Origin of the sequence: Salinivibrio sp. PR932 (assembly GCF_001996125.1) — a bacterium.
Lineage (GTDB): Bacteria > Pseudomonadota > Gammaproteobacteria > Enterobacterales > Vibrionaceae > Salinivibrio > Salinivibrio proteolyticus.
The window spans coordinates 16198-33759 of the sequence record NZ_MUFM01000015.1; the positions used below are offsets into that span (position 1 = coordinate 16198).

17 protein-coding genes and 1 pseudogene are annotated in these 17562 nt (G+C 51.2%); 8 read left to right on the top strand and 10 right to left on the bottom strand.

Translation table 11 applies throughout. The annotated features are described in order from the left end of the window. The first annotated feature begins 63 nt into the window (after positions 1–63). Positions 64–1509 (top strand): pyruvate kinase, encoded by a 1446-nt coding sequence (gene pyk / locus BZG84_RS09120; RefSeq protein WP_077480431.1) that lies wholly within the window; start codon positions 64–66, stop codon positions 1507–1509. Between the two features lie 56 nt (positions 1510–1565). Here the strand turns inward: pyk and BZG84_RS09125 are convergent, their stop codons facing one another. Beyond that, positions 1566–2180, bottom strand: a complete 615-nt coding sequence (locus BZG84_RS09125) for a GNAT family N-acetyltransferase (protein ID WP_069588905.1) — start codon at positions 2178–2180, stop codon at positions 1566–1568. A gap of 34 nt (positions 2181–2214) precedes the next feature. Between BZG84_RS09125 and BZG84_RS09130 the strand changes: the two genes are divergently transcribed. Further along, positions 2215–2685 (top strand): methylated-DNA--[protein]-cysteine S-methyltransferase, encoded by a 471-nt coding sequence (locus BZG84_RS09130; protein WP_241825771.1) that lies wholly within the window; start codon positions 2215–2217, stop codon positions 2683–2685. 15 nt (positions 2686–2700) lie between these two features. Here BZG84_RS09130 and tyrR read toward each other — a convergent pair whose 3' ends face one another. The 6 genes from tyrR to pspA all read right to left on the bottom strand — a co-directional run bounded on the left by tyrR (position 2701) and on the right by pspA (position 8409). After that, positions 2701–4242 carry a transcriptional regulator TyrR gene (gene tyrR, locus BZG84_RS09135; RefSeq protein WP_077480433.1) on the bottom strand — a complete coding sequence of 514 codons (1542 nt, stop codon included), beginning with the start codon at positions 4240–4242 and terminating at the stop codon, positions 2701–2703. Positions 4243–4582: 340 nt separating this feature from the next. Next, positions 4583–5605: a YcjF family protein gene (locus BZG84_RS09140; RefSeq protein WP_077480434.1), complete on the bottom strand. Its 1023-nt coding sequence runs from the start codon at positions 5603–5605 to the stop codon at positions 4583–4585. A gap of 11 nt (positions 5606–5616) precedes the next feature. Further along, entirely contained in the window at positions 5617–7008 is a 1392-nt protein-coding gene (locus BZG84_RS09145) for a YcjX family protein (RefSeq protein ID WP_077480435.1), read from the bottom strand. A gap of 95 nt (positions 7009–7103) precedes the next feature. Beyond that, positions 7104–7496 carry an envelope stress response membrane protein PspC gene (gene pspC, locus BZG84_RS09150; RefSeq protein WP_077480436.1) on the bottom strand — a complete coding sequence of 131 codons (393 nt, stop codon included), beginning with the start codon at positions 7494–7496 and terminating at the stop codon, positions 7104–7106. Next, entirely contained in the window at positions 7493–7723 is a 231-nt protein-coding gene (gene pspB, locus BZG84_RS09155; RefSeq protein WP_069588893.1) for an envelope stress response membrane protein PspB, read from the bottom strand. Before pspB ends, pspC begins: the two co-directional genes overlap by 4 nt. 20 nt (positions 7724–7743) lie before the next feature. Then, on the bottom strand, positions 7744–8409 hold the full coding sequence (gene pspA / locus BZG84_RS09160) for a phage shock protein PspA (RefSeq protein WP_069588891.1): 666 nt from the start codon (positions 8407–8409) through the stop codon (positions 7744–7746). A gap of 214 nt (positions 8410–8623) precedes the next feature. On the opposite strand from pspA, the gene pspF reads away from it, so the two are divergent. The 6 genes and pseudogenes from pspF to BZG84_RS09190 form a co-directional block, all read left to right on the top strand. Then, the gene (gene pspF / locus BZG84_RS09165) at positions 8624–9637 is read left to right on the top strand and encodes a phage shock protein operon transcriptional activator (RefSeq protein WP_077480437.1); all 1014 of its coding nucleotides are present in this window, start codon (positions 8624–8626) and stop codon (positions 9635–9637) included. 123 nt (positions 9638–9760) lie between these two features. Then, positions 9761–11380, top strand: a complete 1620-nt coding sequence (sapA, locus tag BZG84_RS09170) for an ABC transporter substrate-binding protein SapA (RefSeq protein WP_077480438.1) — start codon at positions 9761–9763, stop codon at positions 11378–11380. Beyond that, positions 11380–12342, top strand: a complete 963-nt coding sequence (locus tag BZG84_RS09175; protein WP_077480439.1) for an ABC transporter permease — start codon at positions 11380–11382, stop codon at positions 12340–12342. Before sapA ends, BZG84_RS09175 begins: the two co-directional genes overlap by 1 nt. Next, complete coding sequence (gene sapC, locus BZG84_RS09180; RefSeq protein WP_069588887.1) at positions 12329–13216, top strand: putrescine export ABC transporter permease SapC; 888 nt, start codon at positions 12329–12331, stop codon at positions 13214–13216. Before BZG84_RS09175 ends, sapC begins: the two co-directional genes overlap by 14 nt. Beyond that, a complete protein-coding gene (locus BZG84_RS09185; protein ID WP_069588884.1) occupies positions 13216–14223 on the top strand; it encodes a peptide ABC transporter ATP-binding protein in 1008 nt (335 codons plus the stop codon). The genes sapC and BZG84_RS09185 overlap by 1 nt, the downstream gene beginning before the upstream one ends. Positions 14224–14320: 97 nt before the next feature. Continuing rightward, positions 14321–15022 (top strand): annotated as a pseudogene (locus tag BZG84_RS09190) (peptide ABC transporter ATP-binding protein); the annotation flags it as partial. 74 nt (positions 15023–15096) lie between these two features. Here the strand turns inward: BZG84_RS09190 and pyrF are convergent. The 3 genes from pyrF to BZG84_RS09205 all read right to left on the bottom strand — a co-directional run bounded on the left by pyrF (position 15097) and on the right by BZG84_RS09205 (position 17369). After that, positions 15097–15792, bottom strand: coding sequence for an orotidine-5'-phosphate decarboxylase (pyrF, locus tag BZG84_RS09195; RefSeq protein WP_069588880.1), 696 nt, complete (start codon positions 15790–15792; stop codon positions 15097–15099). Positions 15793–15908: 116 nt separating this feature from the next. Next, a complete protein-coding gene (lapB, locus tag BZG84_RS09200) occupies positions 15909–17078 on the bottom strand; it encodes a lipopolysaccharide assembly protein LapB (protein ID WP_077480725.1) in 1170 nt (389 codons plus the stop codon). Positions 17079–17081: 3 nt separating this feature from the next. Next, a complete protein-coding gene (locus tag BZG84_RS09205) occupies positions 17082–17369 on the bottom strand; it encodes a LapA family protein (protein ID WP_069588877.1) in 288 nt (95 codons plus the stop codon). Between the last annotated feature and the right edge of the window lie 193 nt (positions 17370–17562).

Genomic DNA, 17562 nt, shown 5'->3' on the forward strand with positions numbered 1-17562 from the left:
TGCACCTCACTATCCAGGTCTATGCGTGGTCTGGGCGTAGCCCAATGAAAACAGGAGTTAAACATGTCTGCAAAACTGAGAAGAACCAAGATAGTTACAACACTCGGCCCTGCCACTGATAAAGATGATGTGTTAGAAGCGGTGATTAAGGCAGGCGCAAACGTGGTTCGCCTCAACTTTTCTCACGGCAGCGCAGAAGATCATATTAAGCGTGCCGAACAGGTCCGTGCCATTGCGGCCAAATTGGGTCGTCATGTCGGTATTTTAGGCGACCTACAAGGGCCGAAAATCCGTGTATCGACCTTTAAAGACGGAGCAATCCAACTGGCCGTTGGTGATAAATTTACCCTAGACGGTGATTTATCACCGGGTATGGGTGATCAAGATGCAGTCGGCCTCGACTATAAAGCGCTTCCTCAGGATGTGACCAATGGCGATATCCTGTTGCTTGATGACGGCCGAGTTCAACTCAAAGTGTTGGCGGTAGACGGCGCGAAAGTGCATACCGAAGTGACGGTCGGTGGCAAGCTGTCGAACAACAAGGGCATCAATAAAAAAGGTGGCGGTCTATCGGCGCCGGCACTGACTGAAAAAGATAAACAAGACATTCATACCGCCGCCAAAATTGGCGTGGACTACTTAGCCATTTCGTTCCCGCGCAACGGTCAAGATATGAATTACGCGCGTACCTTGGCTCGCGACGCAGGTCTTGAGGCGCGATTGGTCGCCAAAGTTGAGCGTGCTGAAACCGTGGCAAGCGAAGCAAGCATTGATGACATCATCGAAGCATCAGATGTGGTGATGGTGGCACGTGGCGATTTAGGTGTTGAAATTGGCGACCCTGAATTGGTGGGGGTCCAAAAGCAATTGATTCGCCGCGCCCGTAGCATGAACCGTTTGGTGATCACAGCAACTCAGATGATGGAGTCGATGATTTCGGCGCCAATGCCAACGCGTGCGGAAGTGATGGATGTGGCGAACGCCGTCCTCGACGGAACAGATGCCGTCATGCTTTCTGCGGAAACCGCTGCGGGGCAATACCCCGTAGAAACCGTTCGATCAATGGCCGAAGTCTGTATGGGGGCGGAAAAAATGCCGTCCGTCAATGTGTCGAATCACCGTCTGGATCGTCAATTTGATAGCCAAGAAGAAACGGTTTCGATGGCGACCATGTATGCGGCGAACCATATGAAAGGGGTGAAAGCCATGGTCTCGTTGACCGAGTCGGGCCGAACCGCCTTGATGATGTCGCGTATTTCGTCAGGTAAACCTATCTTCGCGCTCTCACGTCACGAGCACACACTCAACCGTGCCGCGCTGTATCGGGGGGTCACACCGGTTTACTTTGATAGTGATAGCGGAGCTGGCCTGCAAGTTGCTGAGCGCGCACTGCAAACCCTCAAAGAAGGTGGCTTCTTGGATGAAGGGGATCAGGTCATTATGACCCAAGGTGACCAAATGGAAGTGATCGGCTCAACCAATACGATGCGTGTTCTGACCGTGAAATAATCAAGGCTATCAGACATGACCAAGGGCGCTGCGGCGCCCTTTTTCTTCACCAACCGTTAGCCAAGAGAGGTCGCGTTTTGCGTGCTCTCAGGACGAGGTGGCTGCCAACGCGGATTAATGTGGGCCATTAAGATATGATCTTCCCAGTGTCCGTTAATCAGCAAGTAATCGCGCGCACGCCCTTCACGCTCAAATCCAACCGCTTCTAACACCTTGGCGCTTTTTTCATTTTTCGGCATATAAGAGGCGCAGACGCGATGCATATTCACGTTATCAAACAGCCATTGGTTGGTGGCTGATAACGCGCGCCGCATAATTCCCTGCCCTTGAGCGAGCTCATCTAATGAGTAACCCACCGTGCATGAGTAAGACGGATACTGCATCATGCTGGTGTAGGAAATCACGCCTAACACCTGTGGTGACGTTGGCTTCGCGATTAAAAAGTAATAAGCCAGCTGGTGTTTTTGCAGCTCCATCAATTGCAATACGCGGCGTTTCCAGCCCTGCTCGGTATAAAAACCATCGGTGCGTGTCGGCTCCCACGGGGTCAAGAAAGTGCGATTACGTTGGAAGTATTGAACAATACGCGTCACGTCTTCGTGACAGATCGCATCAATCCGTAAATCATCGACAATGATACGCGGGAAACGGCTTATACTGGGATCAGACATTCTGTGGTTCCGAACGATTATGTTTTTTGACTGCATGACAACACCGCTAGGGCAAATCAGCTTATTAGCGGACGAACACGGACTAAGACAGCTGACCTTGTCGGTGTATCACCCCTTTGAGCCCAGCCGTGAGTGGCAACATGACCCAAGAGCACTCCACCGCTACAAAACGCAGCTGTTCGAGTACCTCTCAGGGCAACGGGCTGAATTTTCACTGCCCTTGTGCCCGGAAGGCAGCCCGTTTCAATGTCGTTTGTGGCAGCAAATACAGCAGATATCCTATGGTGATACCTGCACCTACCGAGAATTGGCCGCTGCACTGGGCGAGCCACATATGCTCAGTGCTGTATCGATGGCCTGCAACATGAATCCGATTCCCATCATCATTCCTTGCCATCGTGTCCTTAACGAGGATCACCAAGTGGGTGATTACCGTTATGGCGCTGAGCTCAAGCATGCCTTGTTAGCTCTTGAGCAAGGCGAGCCCCTAGAGGGGCCCGCTTAGTTCGCGTCGGGCTAACTACTTTTTGCCAATCCCGTAATCACGCAGCTTATTCGCGATCGCGGTATGCGACACGTCCAAGCGCTTGGCAAGTTTTCGGGTCGACGGATAACTCCGATAGAGATTATTTAAGATCCCCGATTCATATCGCTTCATGATTTCATCCAGCGAACCATCCAATGACTCTTCACTGATGAATTGGGTATTTTCGATCTCTGGTAACTGAACGTCGTCGATCGTCATCACTTCTGCGTCAATTTGGGTCATGGCATGAAGCAAAATATTGCGGAGCTGACGAATATTACCCGGCCACGCATAATGGGTCAGATAATCAGCCAGCGCGCTATCAATCCGTGGCTTAGATTGGCCTAAATCGGCGGCAAACTGTTTGATAAATAGTTCAGCCAAAGGCATGACGTCCGCGGTACGCTCGCGCAAAGGAGGCACGGTCAACGACAAGACATTAAGCCGATAGAACAAGTCTTCACGGAATTGCTGCGCCGCGACCAGTTCAGGCAGATTCTTTTGTGTCGAGCAAATCACGCGCACATCAACGTGCATTTCACGCTCTTCGCCAACGCGACGGAAGGTGCCATCTTGCATGAAGCGCAATAATTTCACTTGCAGATGACGGCTCATTTCGCCGACTTCATACAAGAAAACTGTCCCGCCATCGGCTTGCTCAAAGATCCCTTTTTTGGCTGTACCGCCATTTTCCGCCGCCGCCATACCAAATAATTCGGTTTCGGCGGCGTTATCCGGCATAGACACACAGTTGACCAATAAGAACGGCTTGTCCGCACGCAGCGAATGGCGATGACAGGCTCGAGCGATCATCTCTTTACCGGTGCCCGTTTCACCTTGGATTAATAATGGCGCGTCGAGCATGGCAAGCTTTTTCGCTTGACTAATCAGCTGTTTAAACTTGTTAGATTGGCCTACCAAATGCTCAAAACCGTGATCGCTAGGGGTACGGAACACGGTTTGTGGCGTATTGTTCATTGCCACTTGCTTGAGCTGGACAACGGCGCTGACCAGCACGGGCTGATCACTCTCATCGTTAATGTGAACCGGCATCACTTCCATCAGAAAGTCGAGCCCGGCCATCACAACCATGCGGCAACTTTGGCTTGCTTCTTCTTTTTCTAACCAGTGAGAAAATTGAAAATCAGGGAACACACTGTTGGCGTGCTCGCCCACTAATTGATGCTCGCTTGAGCTAATCAAATCCAGTGCCGCTTTATTGGCCATATCGATATAACCATCGAGGTTAATCGAGAACACAGGATCAGTCAGACTTTCGAGCAGAGCGCGCAGTTCACGGTGCTCGCGTTCGGCAGGCAGAAACTGGATTTTACGCACATCGGTCACGCCTGAAATCAAACGGATTTCAGACATCAGTTGGCTAAAGGCTTCGAATTCAATTTCAGGGCAATTGAGGTAGATAATGCCGACTTGGTCGATCTCGATACCACGCAGGTCAATTTCACGTCGTACCAAAATATCGAGTAGTTCGCGCGTTAGCCCGATTCTGTCTTCACAACAGACTTTCAGTCTCATAATGGATTCCTGTAACTTGACAGTGATACCCAATACCGGCTCGTCACATCGTTGGATGAGTGGGTTAAAAACACGGCACTCATCAGTCAGTTAGGTAAGAGGTCAAACAGTTTATCTGTCGGAGCCGAATTAGCTGTCAGGATAAGTTGACACTGAAGCGGAGTTTGAGCGGGTTGGCGGAAACAGTCAAGCCCTGATGCGATTTTTGCCACCTGATATCACGTTTGTAGCACATCACCCGTTTAGGTAAATTTTTGATTATAAAGTTGAATTACCTAACAGATCTTAAAGCCTTTAGAGCCCTTGGCGTCGCGACGAGTTCGCGGCCAAGGGCGACCCATTACGACGCTGAGCGTTCAGCTTTGCCCAAAAGCCGTTTAACTAACTCGCGACGAAGTTGTGACAAACTCGGAGCGGGCTGGCCATGCCAAGGCAGCGGACGCATCAAGGTCATGGTTTTAAGACCCAAGCGTGCCGTCAGCAGTCCTATTCCCAAGCCTTGCGCTACGCGTCCTGACACGCGACCGGCCATATTCACCGACAGGACATCAAATCCCACATCGGTCATCGCCTCACTGGCGCCTGCCAAAGCCATATTAGTTAGCACCATTTTTAGCAAAGTGAAGCGTGCTTTGACGCCTAATTGAATACCGTAAATCTGCGCAATCCGAGTCATTAGGTGCAAGTTGCGCCAGGCCACCAGCAACATATCGGCAATCGCAAGTGGGCTGACCGCCACCATAAGTGCCGCTTCTTGCGCGTATTTGGTCACTAATAACCGCGCGGCTTTATCTTGGTCGGTTAACACATTTTGCTCATACAGGGCCAACACCTCGCCATCGTTATGCGTGGCCGAGATTTGGCTTTGCCAGTGGGCAAACCCTGCAGTATGGGTTTGCTGTGTGCGCTCAGCCAGCGTCCGACAAAAGGTCTCTCCCTGCCCAACCGACTCAGAAGCCAGTAATTGCTCGGCATATTGGCGGGTTTGTTCGCGCTGCACTAACTTACGCATGGCTCGCCACTCACGGCCCAGCACCGCAAGCCCAGTCGCGGCCACCGCCACCAACAAGCTTTGCCACGCTAAACTCAGCCAATCTTGCGACTGCCACGATTGGTACACACTCACACCGGATTGCACAACCGCCAAGAGCACGCCGAGTAACACCAAAAAAGGCCACACACGGCGACGCCTACGCGTAGGAGTCAGCGTCGTTTCCAGATCCGATTCGAGTGTCGACGTGGCTTCAGGCAAAAAGTCAGCCTGTGCATCAAATTCAGCACGGTGTTTCACATCATGAAAGGCACTCGCCTCATCATTATCGCCATGATGAGTAAACGTCTGCTTGGGTTTATATTGCGTCATCTCATCCTCTCTTATCGAAATTTATCGCCGAGCAAATAGTCGAGCGCTTTGTCCATGCGGATATGTGGCAACGGCGCATCCAACGGCACACGAGGCGGCCTAAATGATGGAAAATCAAAGCCTTGATGTTGCCAAAAATCCGCATCGGGAAGCTGGCTTGGCACATCGCCCGGATACAGTGTCACCCCCGAGCCGTCGTCCAATTCGCCTTTCAGTGCAGCGTGTTGGGTGCCTTTGACATCAACGAAACCGGGCGTCGTTGCCGCCACGGATGCGACACTTTGGCAGCGCATCTCTATGCCTTCGAAAGCCGCTTGTTGCCATGCTTGGTGGACAATTTGTTGCAGTAAGCTGACCATATTCGGATGTTGTTCGGGCGTAACGTGATCGGCTTTGGTTGCCGCAAACAAGACTTTATCGATCCGCGGGGAGAACAGCCGTTTGAGCAATCCAGATTTACCATATTTAAAGCTCTGCATTAATTGCTCAACCGCCAAACGCATATCGTGAAAGGCATCCGGCCCAACATTGAGCGGCTGCAACGTATCGACCAAGATCACTTGACGATCGATCTTAGCGAAATGCTCGCGGTAGAACTGAGCGACCACGTGCTCACAATAATAGTCATAACGTGCCTTGAGTAAGCCATAGTTGGTGTGCTTGTCCGCTTTGGCTTTGATCTCGTCAGTTAATGCACCCATCCAAGGGAAGAACTGCACGACCGGCGCGCCGGCTAATTCACCGGGTAACACGAACCGTCCCGGCTGAACCCAATGTAGGCCACCATGCGCTTTGCAAGCATGCAAAAACTCAGTAAAGCTTGCCGCGACCTCTGCCAATTGTTTTTCATCTGCCGGCGCAAGCGGGTCCAGTTGAGCCGCTTTCGCTTGCCACGCCTTGGCAAGTTCCGCGCGTTTCCCCGTCAACATGCTGGTCTGCTTTTGCGACCATTGGGGGTAACTTTGGCTCAGTAAGGGTAAGTCCAACAACCATTCGCCCGGATAATCGACAATATCGACATACAAGGTAGCCATGTCATTCAACGCGCGCATGGCGGCAGATTGAGGGCGATAGCGCACGGCCACTCTCACCTCACTCACATCTCGCGTTGGCGAGGGCCACGTCGGCGGTGTCATTTGCAGGGCATGCATGGCGTTTTCATAATCAAACGCGGGAAGATGCATGTGAGGGTGTGGCTCACGACGTGCGCCTAGCGCGCGCCCTTGCTGCACCAGTTGCAGTAACGGCAAATTTGGCTGGGTGCCTAAATGGGTCAGCTGATTAATGAGTGAGGTAATAAACGCGGTTTTACCCGCGCGAGATAAACCGGTTACGGCGAGACGCACATGGCGGTCAGCCCCGCGGCTCACCCACTGCTTTACGCGCCTTTTCACTGATGGCATCGGTTAGATTGACTCCTTCATGACCACGCTGCCCCGAGAGAAATTCGATGGGACAGCGTGAATAGGTTCTGTGTAGCTGTTAGGCCATAAACGCTTTACAGCTTTTTAAAGGCTTGGTCGACATTGAATGCCGAGGAGGTGACATAAGCTTCCATCTGGCCAACTTTTGCTTCCATCGCGTTAAACTCGCGATCGAGATCCGCAATCAGTTGGCTCGCCGGCTTTCCCGATTGCCACGCCTTTTGTTTCACCTGATGTTCAGGCTGCGGTGTCGCATCGGGTTGTGCATCAGGCTGGATCGGCTTTTTATCGAGGATCAACATCGCAGCGATATACGCGACAATCACAAAAAAGCCAAAACCAATCAGAAACGCAGAAACCGTCAAGATACGTACCAACCAGGTTTCCATGCCAAAGTAATTGGCAATGCCAGCGCACACACCGCCAATGCGTCCATTTTCTGGGTCACGATACAGGGTTTGACTCATGCGCGTTGCCTCCATTGGGGTGCTTCAGCATCGAGCAAACGCTCGAGGTTATCGACACGGGTCTGCAGCTTTTCAGCGCGCTGCGCGAGTGATTGCAGCGTTTCATAATCTTGTCCACTCAAGCCTTGCCCAATTTGACGCTTACTACGATAGTGCAGCATCAGCCACAACGGGGCGACAAATAGCAAGAAAATCGCCAGTGGTATGCCTAAAAAGAATGATGACATGTTCGCTCCTATCGTGGTCGTTATTGCTTATCGTTCATTTTGGCTTTTAATGCAGCCAACTCTTTTTCAATTTCATCTTGAGCTTGCAGATCGGCAAACTCATCTTCGAGTCGCTTGCCTTTGCCCATTTGATAGCTGTCTGCTTCCGCTTCTAGTTCGTCAATACGACGCTCATATTGTTCAAACTTTGCCATTGCCTCATCAGCACGGCCGCTTCCTAAGTGGCGACGCACGTCACGACGATTTCCGGCGGTTTCACGTCGAATAGCCAGTGACTGCTGACGCGCGCGGGTATCCGTCAGTTTGGTCTCAAGGGCAGCAATTTCACCACTCAGCTTATCGACACTTTCTTCGATTAAGCTTAACTCTTCTTCCAGCGCGACTTTGATATCATGCGCTTTTTGTTTTTCGATTAATGCCGCGCGCGCCAAATCTTCCCGATCTTTTTGCAGCGCCAAGGAGGCTTTATCTTGCCATTCTTGGAGCTGGCGATTGACGTTTTCAATCTTACGCGCCACTTCTTTTTTATCCGCGAGCGCTTTCGCGGACGATGTGCGTACTTCGACCAGCGTGTCTTCCATCTCTTGAATAATAAGACGGATCATTTTTTGTGGATCCTCTGCCTTATCTAACAGCGAATTGACGTTAGCATTTACGATGTCGGCGAAACGAGAAAAAATACCCATCATAGACTCCTTAATAATGCACCCAAGCAGTAGATTACATGCTCATTGTGCCTGATTCGTCTGAGCGCCATCGCTCAGCCATAGTTTGCTAGCCAATGTATAATCAACTAACGTGCCAACTTTTTAATCCTTATATTTCAGATACTTAAAATTTATTGCATCCTGCCATCAAACGCGCCATGATGAACAAAACCACTATTTGGTAAAAATCGCCATGCGTGAACAAGACAATTTAATCGGAGAATCCGATCGCTTTTTAGCCGTGTTGGACCACGTCTCGCGGCTCGCGCCATTAAATCGTCCCGTGCTGATCCTTGGCGAACGCGGGACTGGCAAGGAGCTGATTGCTCAACGCTTGCACTACTTATCACACCGCTGGTCTCAGCCCCTCGTCAGTTTAAATTGCGCCGCATTAAGTGAAGGCCTGATCGATTCTGAGCTGTTTGGTCACGAAGCGGGAGCCTTCACTAGCGCCAAAGGGCGTCATGCGGGTCGCTTTGAGCGGGCCGAAGGTGGCACCTTATTTTTAGATGAAGTCGGCACCGCCCCCTTGGGCGTGCAAGAAAAGCTCCTTCGCGTGATTGAGTATGGCGAATATGAGCGTGTGGGAGGATCTCAGCCCAAGCAGGCGGACGTGCGCTTGATTTGTGCCACCAATGAAGATCTTCCCGCGATGGCTACCCGTGGGGACTTCCGGCCTGATCTGTTAGACCGCCTCGCATTTGATGTGGTCCATTTGCCGCCACTGCGTGAGCGGCGACAAGATATCTTATTACTCGCCGAGCATTTTGCTCTAAAAATGGCGGTTGAGTTAGGCTATAGCTACTTCGCCGGTTTTTCTGCCCAAGCCCAAGCGCAACTACTTGCCCACCCTTGGCCTGGTAATGTACGCGAGCTTAAAAACAGTGTAGAGCGCGCCTTATATCGCCACAATGATCCCGATACGCCGGTTGAATCACTGTGTCTGGACCCGTTCACGCCACCTTGGCAAGCCGAGATAACATCACCACTTCAGACCAATTCGGCGGCCGACAATCAAGGCGGGACGCTCCCTGCGTTACCGGTAGATTTGCGGGAGTGGCAAACCGAGATGGAAAAGGCCATGCTGATGGCGGCGATGACACAGGCCAAATATCATCAAAGAAACGCCGCGCAGTTACTCGGCCTCAGCTACCATCAACTCAGGGGGCTGTTACGGAAACACAATGTGGGCAACAACGAACAATGATGTAAGCCAATACGTACATCACTGGGAAAATGATACGCGACATTGCCCTTACTTTGCTTGGTGGTAAGGCCGTTTCGGTGGTAGATTACGGGGTTTACTTTGATAGCTGATTTCACTTGGTTTATGCGCGTTTTCATCCAATTTTTGATCCTTGGGGTCAGCGGCTTGATCCTCGCAGGCTGTGATGCCTCCACGGACCAACGTGCGGCCGACAATCGTGGCTTTGTTTTTTGTGGCCCGGGCCAGCCCACCACGTTTAACCCTCAATTGACCGACGGCGGCCTCACGGCCGATACCTTATCGAGCCAGCTTTACGATCGCCTTTTGCGTCTAAACCCTAAGACGTATCAGCCCGAACCCATGTTGGCGAAAAGCTGGGAAGTCAGCGAGGACGGTAAAACCTACACGTTCTCTCTGCGACGGGGCGTTGCGTTTCATCGCAGTGTGCAGTTTACGCCGTCACGCTACCTCAACGCTGATGATGTGGTCTTTTCATTTCGCCGTCTCATCGACAACAATCATCCTTACCATCCTGTCTCCGGTGGCCAGTACCCTTGGTTTGATAGCATGGACTTCTCGGGGTTATTAACAGACGTAAAAGCCTTGGATACTTATCAAGTTCAATTTACGCTCTCACGCCCTGATGTGTCTTTTTTATCCACTTTGGCAACCAACTTTTCGGTGATCCTCTCGAAAGAGTATGCGGATCAACTTCTTACTGCTGGCACCCCAGAAAAGCTAGATACCTATCCGGTCGGTACTGGCCCATTTGCACTGGCAGAGTTTCAACCACGCGAGTTTATTCGCTTGCGTCGCCATTGGCAGTATTGGCAGGGCCCAGCACCCATGGAGCAAGTGGTATTTGACGTCTCAACGCGTGGCACAGGCACCTTAGCAAAAATGCTGACTGGTGAGTGCGATGTGCTCGCCTCGCCGGTTGCTAGTCAATTGCCTGTGGTCGTCGATGACAAGCGTTTTCATTTGTCATCTCAAACCGGCATGAACGTCGCCTTTATCTCCTTGAATACGCGCCATCCAGCCTTGTCTGAAGTGGAAGTGCGTCAAGCGATTAACCTTGCCATTGATCGCAATGCCCTACTCAGCTCGGTGTATTACGGCACTGGCGCTCCGGCTACCAGTTTGCTGCCGCCCATGTCGTGGGCTTACGATCCCAACAGTCAAACCGAATACAACCCGAAATTGGCCGCCGCACTCCTTGCTAAAGCGGGCTATCGCCAAGGTTTTAGCGTTGATTTGACCGTGCCAATGAAACCCACCGCTTTTAACCCGAGCCCGCGAAAAACGGCGGAGCTGATTCAAGCCGATTTAGGGGCGATTGGTATTCGCGTCAATATTATTCCGGAGAAAACAGTCAACCGTGTGGCTATTCGCGAAGGCGATGATGCGCATGACATGGTGCTGACCGGCTGGGTGGCAGACAATGGCGATCCGGACACCTTTTTACGTCCACTACTGACATGCAATGCAAAGTTTACTGGCTGGAATATGTCAAACTGGTGCAACCGCTACTTTGATCAAAAACTCAATGAAGCGATTGCGACGGAAGATACCGAGGCGCGCAAAGCCTTGTATATCGAAGCACAAACCATTTTAAATCGTCGTATGCCCGTCGTGCCTTTGGCGCATGGCATTCAACATCAAGTGCGTGACGCGAGCCTAAAAGGCTTAACCATGACGCCGTTTGGCACCGACAGCTTTGCTGACGTATCTCGGGGGCGCTAATGCTGATTTATACCTTACGACGCCTCAACCTGTTCCTAATCACCTTGGTGATCCTCACCTTGGTTGGCTACAACATTATGCTGTTGGCGCCTGACTCAGTGTGGCATGGCTTTGATTACTGGGTTGGCTGGTTATATTACCTACGCCAATTAGTGGAGGGACATTTAGGCATGGCCGCTAACGGCGAGCCGGTAATGGTCACCCTCGCGCATGTCGCCCCAGCTACTTTGGAGCTATGCTTTGCCGCATTGGTGATAAGCTTTGTGGTTGGCGTGCCGCTCGGCACCTTAGCGGGCCTGCGCAGTCAAGGGCCAACAGATAAGCTGATCTCATCGCTCGCGGTGGTGGTTTTCTCAATTCCCACCTTCTGGCTGGCTATTTTGTTTATCATGCTGTTTTCGCTCGACTTACAGTGGTTTCCTGTTTCTGGGCGCTATAACCTGTTGTATGAGATCCCTCATATTACCGGTTTTGCGTTGGTGGATTTATGGCTGTCGGATTTACCGCTTCAGGGCAAAGTCGCCACTGACATCATGCGCCATCTCGCCTTGCCCACGCTGACGCTAGCGGTGGTGCCCACCACGGAAATCATCAAAATGGTGCGCAACTCCATGGCACATGTGATGAGCCAAAATTACATCAAAGCCGCCGCGACTAAGGGCCTGTCTAAAACCGAGATCGTGTTGCGTCATGGCATGAAAAACGCCATTCCACCCATTATTCCTAATTTTGGTTTATTGGTATCAACCATGGTCACCTTCGTGATCATTGTGGAGTCGGTATTTAACTGGCCGGGCATTGGTCGTTGGCTATTAGATGCCCTGATCGCAAAAGACTACGCGTCTGTTCAAGCCGGTGTCCTCGTGATTGGTGGCTTTGTGTTACTGATAAATATCATTTCAGATGTTGTGGGTGCGTTTATGAACCCTCTGGTAAGGAAGGAATGGTATGCCCTCAAATAATGTCTATGTCGAGCAGCATATTCCCACCCAGCTCGAGCGATCGTGGGCGGCATTTCGTCGTAACAAGCTGGCCGTGATTGGTTTTTGGTGCCTGGTCGGCTTGATCTTGGTGACGATATTCGCTCCTTTATTAGCGCCTTGGAGCCCACAGCATCAAACCGGTCATCTGTTGATGGCGCCGTCTTGGGTGCAATCGGGTCAAATCGAATACTTCTTGGGCACAGACGATCTAACCCGCGATATGCTTTCTCGCCTGATTGCCGGCTCACGCTTAACCTTTGGCTATGCACTGATGGTGGCAATTGGCGCGGGCATTGTCGGTGTGGGCATTGGGGTGCTAGCCGGCATGACGAAGGGGCTAAAGTCGAGCTTTTTGAACCATATTCTCGACAGCATCCTCTCGATTCCTTCGCTGTTGCTTGCCATCATTGTGGTCGCCTTTTTAGGGGTGGGAGAAATGCAGGTGCTACTTGCAGTCTGGCTCTCTTTGATCCCTCGTATTATTCGTGCGGTGTATACCGCCGTACACAATGAGATAGAGAAAGACTACATCATTGCCGCGCGCCTTGATGGTGCCAACGATTTTTATCTGCTCTATCACTCCATTTTCCCGAATATGGCGGTGGTGCTGAGCACTGAAATGACCCGAGCGATTTCCGTCGCCATTCTTGATATTGCAGCATTGGGCTTTTTGGGCCTCGGCGCCCAGCCACCCGCACCGGAATGGGGTGCGATGCTGGGCGATTCAGTCGAACTCATTTTTACCGCGCCTTGGACAGTCACACTCCCGGGAATGGCCATTGCGTTTAGCGTTTTGGTTGTTAACCTTGTTGGTGAAGGGGTCAGCCAAGCTATCAACGCAGGAACAGAATAATGCCGTTATTAGATATTCGTCACCTGACCATTGAAATCGACACGCCGCAAGGGATGGTGAAAGCGGTTGACCGTATGAGCCTAACCATCAATGACGGCGAGATCCGCGGCTTAGTGGGTGAATCTGGCTCAGGAAAAAGCTTGGTCGCCAAAGCCATTTGTGGGGTTACCAAAGATAGCTGGCATGTGAGCGCCGACCGGTTACGATTAGGTAATATCGATTTACTTGAGCTTCCAGCACGAGAACGTCGTCATGTAGTCGGTAAAGACATTGCGATGATCTTTCAAGAGCCCTCGACCTGTTTAGACCCCTCTGAGGTCGTCGGGCATCAGCTGGAAGAGGCCATTCCGCCTGCCTCGTTTTCAGGTAGCTGGTGGCAACGTTTAAACTGGCGCAAACAGCACTCGATTGCCTTATTGCACAAAGTGGGCATCAAAGATCATAAACGGGTGATGGACAGCTATCCGTATGAACTCACCGATGGGGAATGCCAGAAAGTGATGATTGCGATGGCGATTGCCAACCGCCCTCGCCTGTTGATCGCTGATGAGCCAACTAACGACCTCGATCCTATCACTCAATCGCAGATTTTCCGGTTACTCAGTCGCACCAATCAGCTTTCTAACACCACCATTTTGCTGATCAGTCACGACTTAACCTTAGTAACACAGTGGGCGGATCGTATTACCGTGATGTATTGCGGCCAATCGGTTGAATCAGGTAACCGTGAGCAAATACTTACCACGCCGCATCATCCCTACACGGATGCTTTGCTGCGTGCGATGCCTGATTTTAGTCAAGATATTCCCCATAAAAGTAAATTGGAAACATTACCGGGCTCGATTCCTCCGTTGCAGCACTTACCGATTGGTTGTCGCTTGGGCCCTCGGTGCCCTTACGCGCAACGTAAATGTGTTGAAGTGCCGCATACACAGAAAATCAAAAACCATAAGTTTGCCTGCCACTTCCCATTAAATATGGAGAATAAAAATGACCGCTCTTCTTGAAGTCGACGGGTTAAGCAAAGATTATTACCACCGCACTGGCTGGCTAAGAAAACGCGTCACCCATGCGGTGAAGCCCGTTTCTTTCCAGTTAGAAGTCGGCGAAACCATCGCTTTTGTGGGGGAAAATGGCTCGGGAAAATCGACCCTAGCACGTATGATTGCAGGCGTGATCGAACCAACATCGGGGCAGATTCGGGTCAATGGTGAAGAGCTGACGTTCAAAGATTACCAAACCCGCTGCAAGCTCATTCGCATGATCTTTCAAGACCCCAATACCTCGCTCAATCCAAGAAACCAAATTGGGCAAATTCTTGAAGGACCGCTGAAACGAAATACCAATATGACGCCGCAAGAGCGAGGCAAGCGCGTTAAAGACACCCTTCTGCGAGTGGGTTTGTTACCCGAGCATGCCTACTTTTACCCGCAAATGCTCGCCACGGGGCAAAAGCAGCGGGTGTCACTGGCACGTGCGTTAATCTTGCAACCGAGTGTGATTGTAGCCGATGAAGCCTTGAACGGGTTGGATATGTCAATGCGCTCACAGATCATCAACTTGCTGCTCGAGCTCCAAGAAGAGATGGGACTGTCGTATGTTTACGTGTCTCAACACATGGGCGTAATTAAGCATGTCACCGATAAGGTGATGGTGATGCAAAAAGGGGAAGTGGTCGAGTCAGGCAGCACAGAGTCCTTATTCGCCAATCCTCAGCATACATTGACCCAGCGTCTGATCGATAGTCACTTTACTGCGCCCATCCTCGATAGACGCTCGCGTAAATCTGCGTCGACGCGTACCTAGCTTTATCGCAGAGCCAGTCAACATAAAGGCCACACATGTGGCCTTTATTATCTCAAGCAGTTTTGCGCCTGATGTTACGCTAAACTTTGATTGATTTGTGCAAGGACGGCCGCCGGGTCATCGGCTTGTGTAATCGGACGCCCAATCACTAAGTAGTCGGAACCCGCGGCAACAGCTTGTTCTGGGGTCATAATTCGGCGCTGATCACCAGCCGCACTCCCCACCGGTCGGATCCCGGGCGTCACCAACTTAAAGGCATCGCCACACTGGGCTTTCAGCAAACTAGCTTCTTGCGCTGAACACACCACACCATCCAATCCCGACTGTTGCGTCAGCTTGGCAAGGTGCTGTACCTGAGCTTGTGGTGAGCGTTGTACCCCACTTTGGCGCAAATCCGCGTCCGTCATGCTGGTCAATACGGTAACGCCGATAAGCAATGGACGGTTGCCGCCATATGGCTCAAGCGCCTCACGTGCTGCACTCATCATCCGCTCACCGCCTGAGGCATGAACGTTCACCATCCATACCCCTAGCTCTGCCGCGGCCGCAACCGCTTTCGCACACGTGTTCGGAATATCGTGAAACTTCAGGTCAAGAAAGACATCATGACCGTATGCGTGTAATTGTTTAACCAATGCAGGCCCAAATAAGGTGAACATTTCTTTGCCCACTTTTAAACGACACGAGCCCGGCTCAATTTTATCCACAAAGGCCAATGCTTGATTCATGTCTGCATAATCTAAGGCGACGATGACTTTCGGGTCTTGCATTATTGCTCCTGATTCCTTCACAAGGTTGTTATTCTCGCACTCCGCGTGCTCCCCAGCTGTCGCAGCCATTCGCGGTGACAGCAAGATAAAAAAACGGCGATGCCACTGCATCGCCATTATTCCCCATCCAAGCCCCGAATTGGCTTAATCGCTCCCCAGTTTTTACACGAGGGGCATTGCCAATAAAGCGCATGGGTGGAAAAGCCACACTTACGACAACGGTAATGCGGCTTAACTTTAATCTGTTCTGCAACAAGGTCTTTGAGGGTATTGAGGCTGGCTTTCGCGCGCCCCTCTTCCGCCTGTTCCACATGGTATTCCATCAGCTTGTGGAAACCACGCATGGTCGGGTTACGGGTTAGTTGGCGGGTCAGGAAGCTTTGTGCCATTGCCAGGTTCTCATTGGCGCCGATCACCTCTGAGAGCATCAGTTCAGCACTGACGCCGGCTTTTTTCTCAATACATTCTTTTAAGAAACGGACAAGTTGCATTTCGCGTCCCAAGGCGCGATAACTTTGCGCGAGAAGCGGTAAAGCCTCGCTGACAAAATCAGCATCTTGCTCGAGAATGTTTTCCAGCTGCTTAATCGCCCCTTTATAGTCCTCGTGCTGAATATCAAGCTTGGCTAGCATCAGACTGGCTCTGACACAGCCTTTATCATAGGACAGGGCGCGACGTAGCAGTTGACGAGCTTTGTGCTCATTCCCCTCACCCATCTGCTGCATCGCTAACTCACAGTGAAAGTGAGCAATGTCTTTGCGCAGTTTGCTCTTACCCAATTTAACCAGTTTGGCCGCAGTGTCTATCGCTTGTTCCCACTCACGTGTTTGCTGGAAAATCGCCAAAAGCTGTTGCAGTGCAAACTCTTTATAGTCAGGCTCATCGACCAATTTGACAAAGATTTTCTCTGCGCGGTCGAAAAAGCCCGCCACCATGTAGTCTTTCGCCAACTGTTGCATGGCGAGATTACGTTGGTCGAGGGTCAGGTTAGGACGAGCAATGAGGTTTTGGTGAATGCGGATCGCTCTGTCGACTTCGCCGCGAGAGCGAAACAGGTTACCCAAGGCGAGGTGAGTATCAATCGTTTCATTATCGACTTGGAGCAGTTCAATAAAGAGATCGACCGCTTTATCCGACTGCTCAGACAGCAGTAGATTGAGTCCCGTGACATACTGGCGAGACAGATGATGTGACTGTTCTTGCCGTCGATGACGAGCATTCCTGTTACCCATATACCAGCCGTAACCGGCCGCTATTGGCAATAACAGAAACAACAGCTCTAGCATGAATTAATGTTCCTTAAGCGGGTCCGTACGCAATTTATCAAGTTCTTTGCGTTGTTTCTCTACCTGCTTACGCAATCCTCGCGCCGTTAAGCGTGCTTTGAGGTATAGCGCTCCACATACCAGCCAGCCTATGCCAAAGCCAATGACAAAGACAATACCCAAGATGACTGACAGCTTAAATTCACCTTGCGCGATAAGATAGTTAAAGTTAATCACTTCTTGGTTTTGCGCTCCCAGCGCCAAGGTGATCAAAAAGCATAACACCAGAAACAGAATGCCGAGTATTTTCACAAGTATTCCCTCATTGCGAAAGGCCTAGCGCCCCATCAATCATGATAAACCTGCCAGATGCGAGGCATCTGTCACTGTGATAGTTCCTGTGAGTTAAGCCAAGCTGCGCACCGCATTAAAGGTGTGCTTGTATCGAGGCGTAACATCCGGCGCCTGGCCTTGTGATGACTGGTACGAGATCTTACACAGGAGG

Coding starts and splice junctions, on each gene's coding strand:
- pyk (WP_077480431.1), top strand. CDS start 64: ATGTCTGCAAAACTGAGAAGAACCAAGATAGTTACAACACTCGGCCCT.
- BZG84_RS09125 (WP_069588905.1), bottom strand. CDS start 2,180: ATGTCTGATCCCAGTATAAGCCGTTTCCCGCGTATCATTGTCGATGAT.
- BZG84_RS09130 (WP_241825771.1), top strand. CDS start 2,215: ATGACAACACCGCTAGGGCAAATCAGCTTATTAGCGGACGAACACGGA.
- tyrR (WP_077480433.1), bottom strand. CDS start 4,242: ATGAGACTGAAAGTCTGTTGTGAAGACAGAATCGGGCTAACGCGCGAA.
- BZG84_RS09140 (WP_077480434.1), bottom strand. CDS start 5,605: ATGACGCAATATAAACCCAAGCAGACGTTTACTCATCATGGCGATAAT.
- BZG84_RS09145 (WP_077480435.1), bottom strand. CDS start 7,008: ATGCCATCAGTGAAAAGGCGCGTAAAGCAGTGGGTGAGCCGCGGGGCT.
- pspC (WP_077480436.1), bottom strand. CDS start 7,496: ATGAGTCAAACCCTGTATCGTGACCCAGAAAATGGACGCATTGGCGGT.
- pspB (WP_069588893.1), bottom strand. CDS start 7,723: ATGTCATCATTCTTTTTAGGCATACCACTGGCGATTTTCTTGCTATTT.
- pspA (WP_069588891.1), bottom strand. CDS start 8,409: ATGGGTATTTTTTCTCGTTTCGCCGACATCGTAAATGCTAACGTCAAT.
- pspF (WP_077480437.1), top strand. CDS start 8,624: ATGCGTGAACAAGACAATTTAATCGGAGAATCCGATCGCTTTTTAGCC.
- sapA (WP_077480438.1), top strand. CDS start 9,761: ATGCGCGTTTTCATCCAATTTTTGATCCTTGGGGTCAGCGGCTTGATC.
- BZG84_RS09175 (WP_077480439.1), top strand. CDS start 11,380: ATGCTGATTTATACCTTACGACGCCTCAACCTGTTCCTAATCACCTTG.
- sapC (WP_069588887.1), top strand. CDS start 12,329: ATGCCCTCAAATAATGTCTATGTCGAGCAGCATATTCCCACCCAGCTC.
- BZG84_RS09185 (WP_069588884.1), top strand. CDS start 13,216: ATGCCGTTATTAGATATTCGTCACCTGACCATTGAAATCGACACGCCG.
- pyrF (WP_069588880.1), bottom strand. CDS start 15,792: ATGCAAGACCCGAAAGTCATCGTCGCCTTAGATTATGCAGACATGAAT.
- lapB (WP_077480725.1), bottom strand. CDS start 17,078: ATGCTAGAGCTGTTGTTTCTGTTATTGCCAATAGCGGCCGGTTACGGC.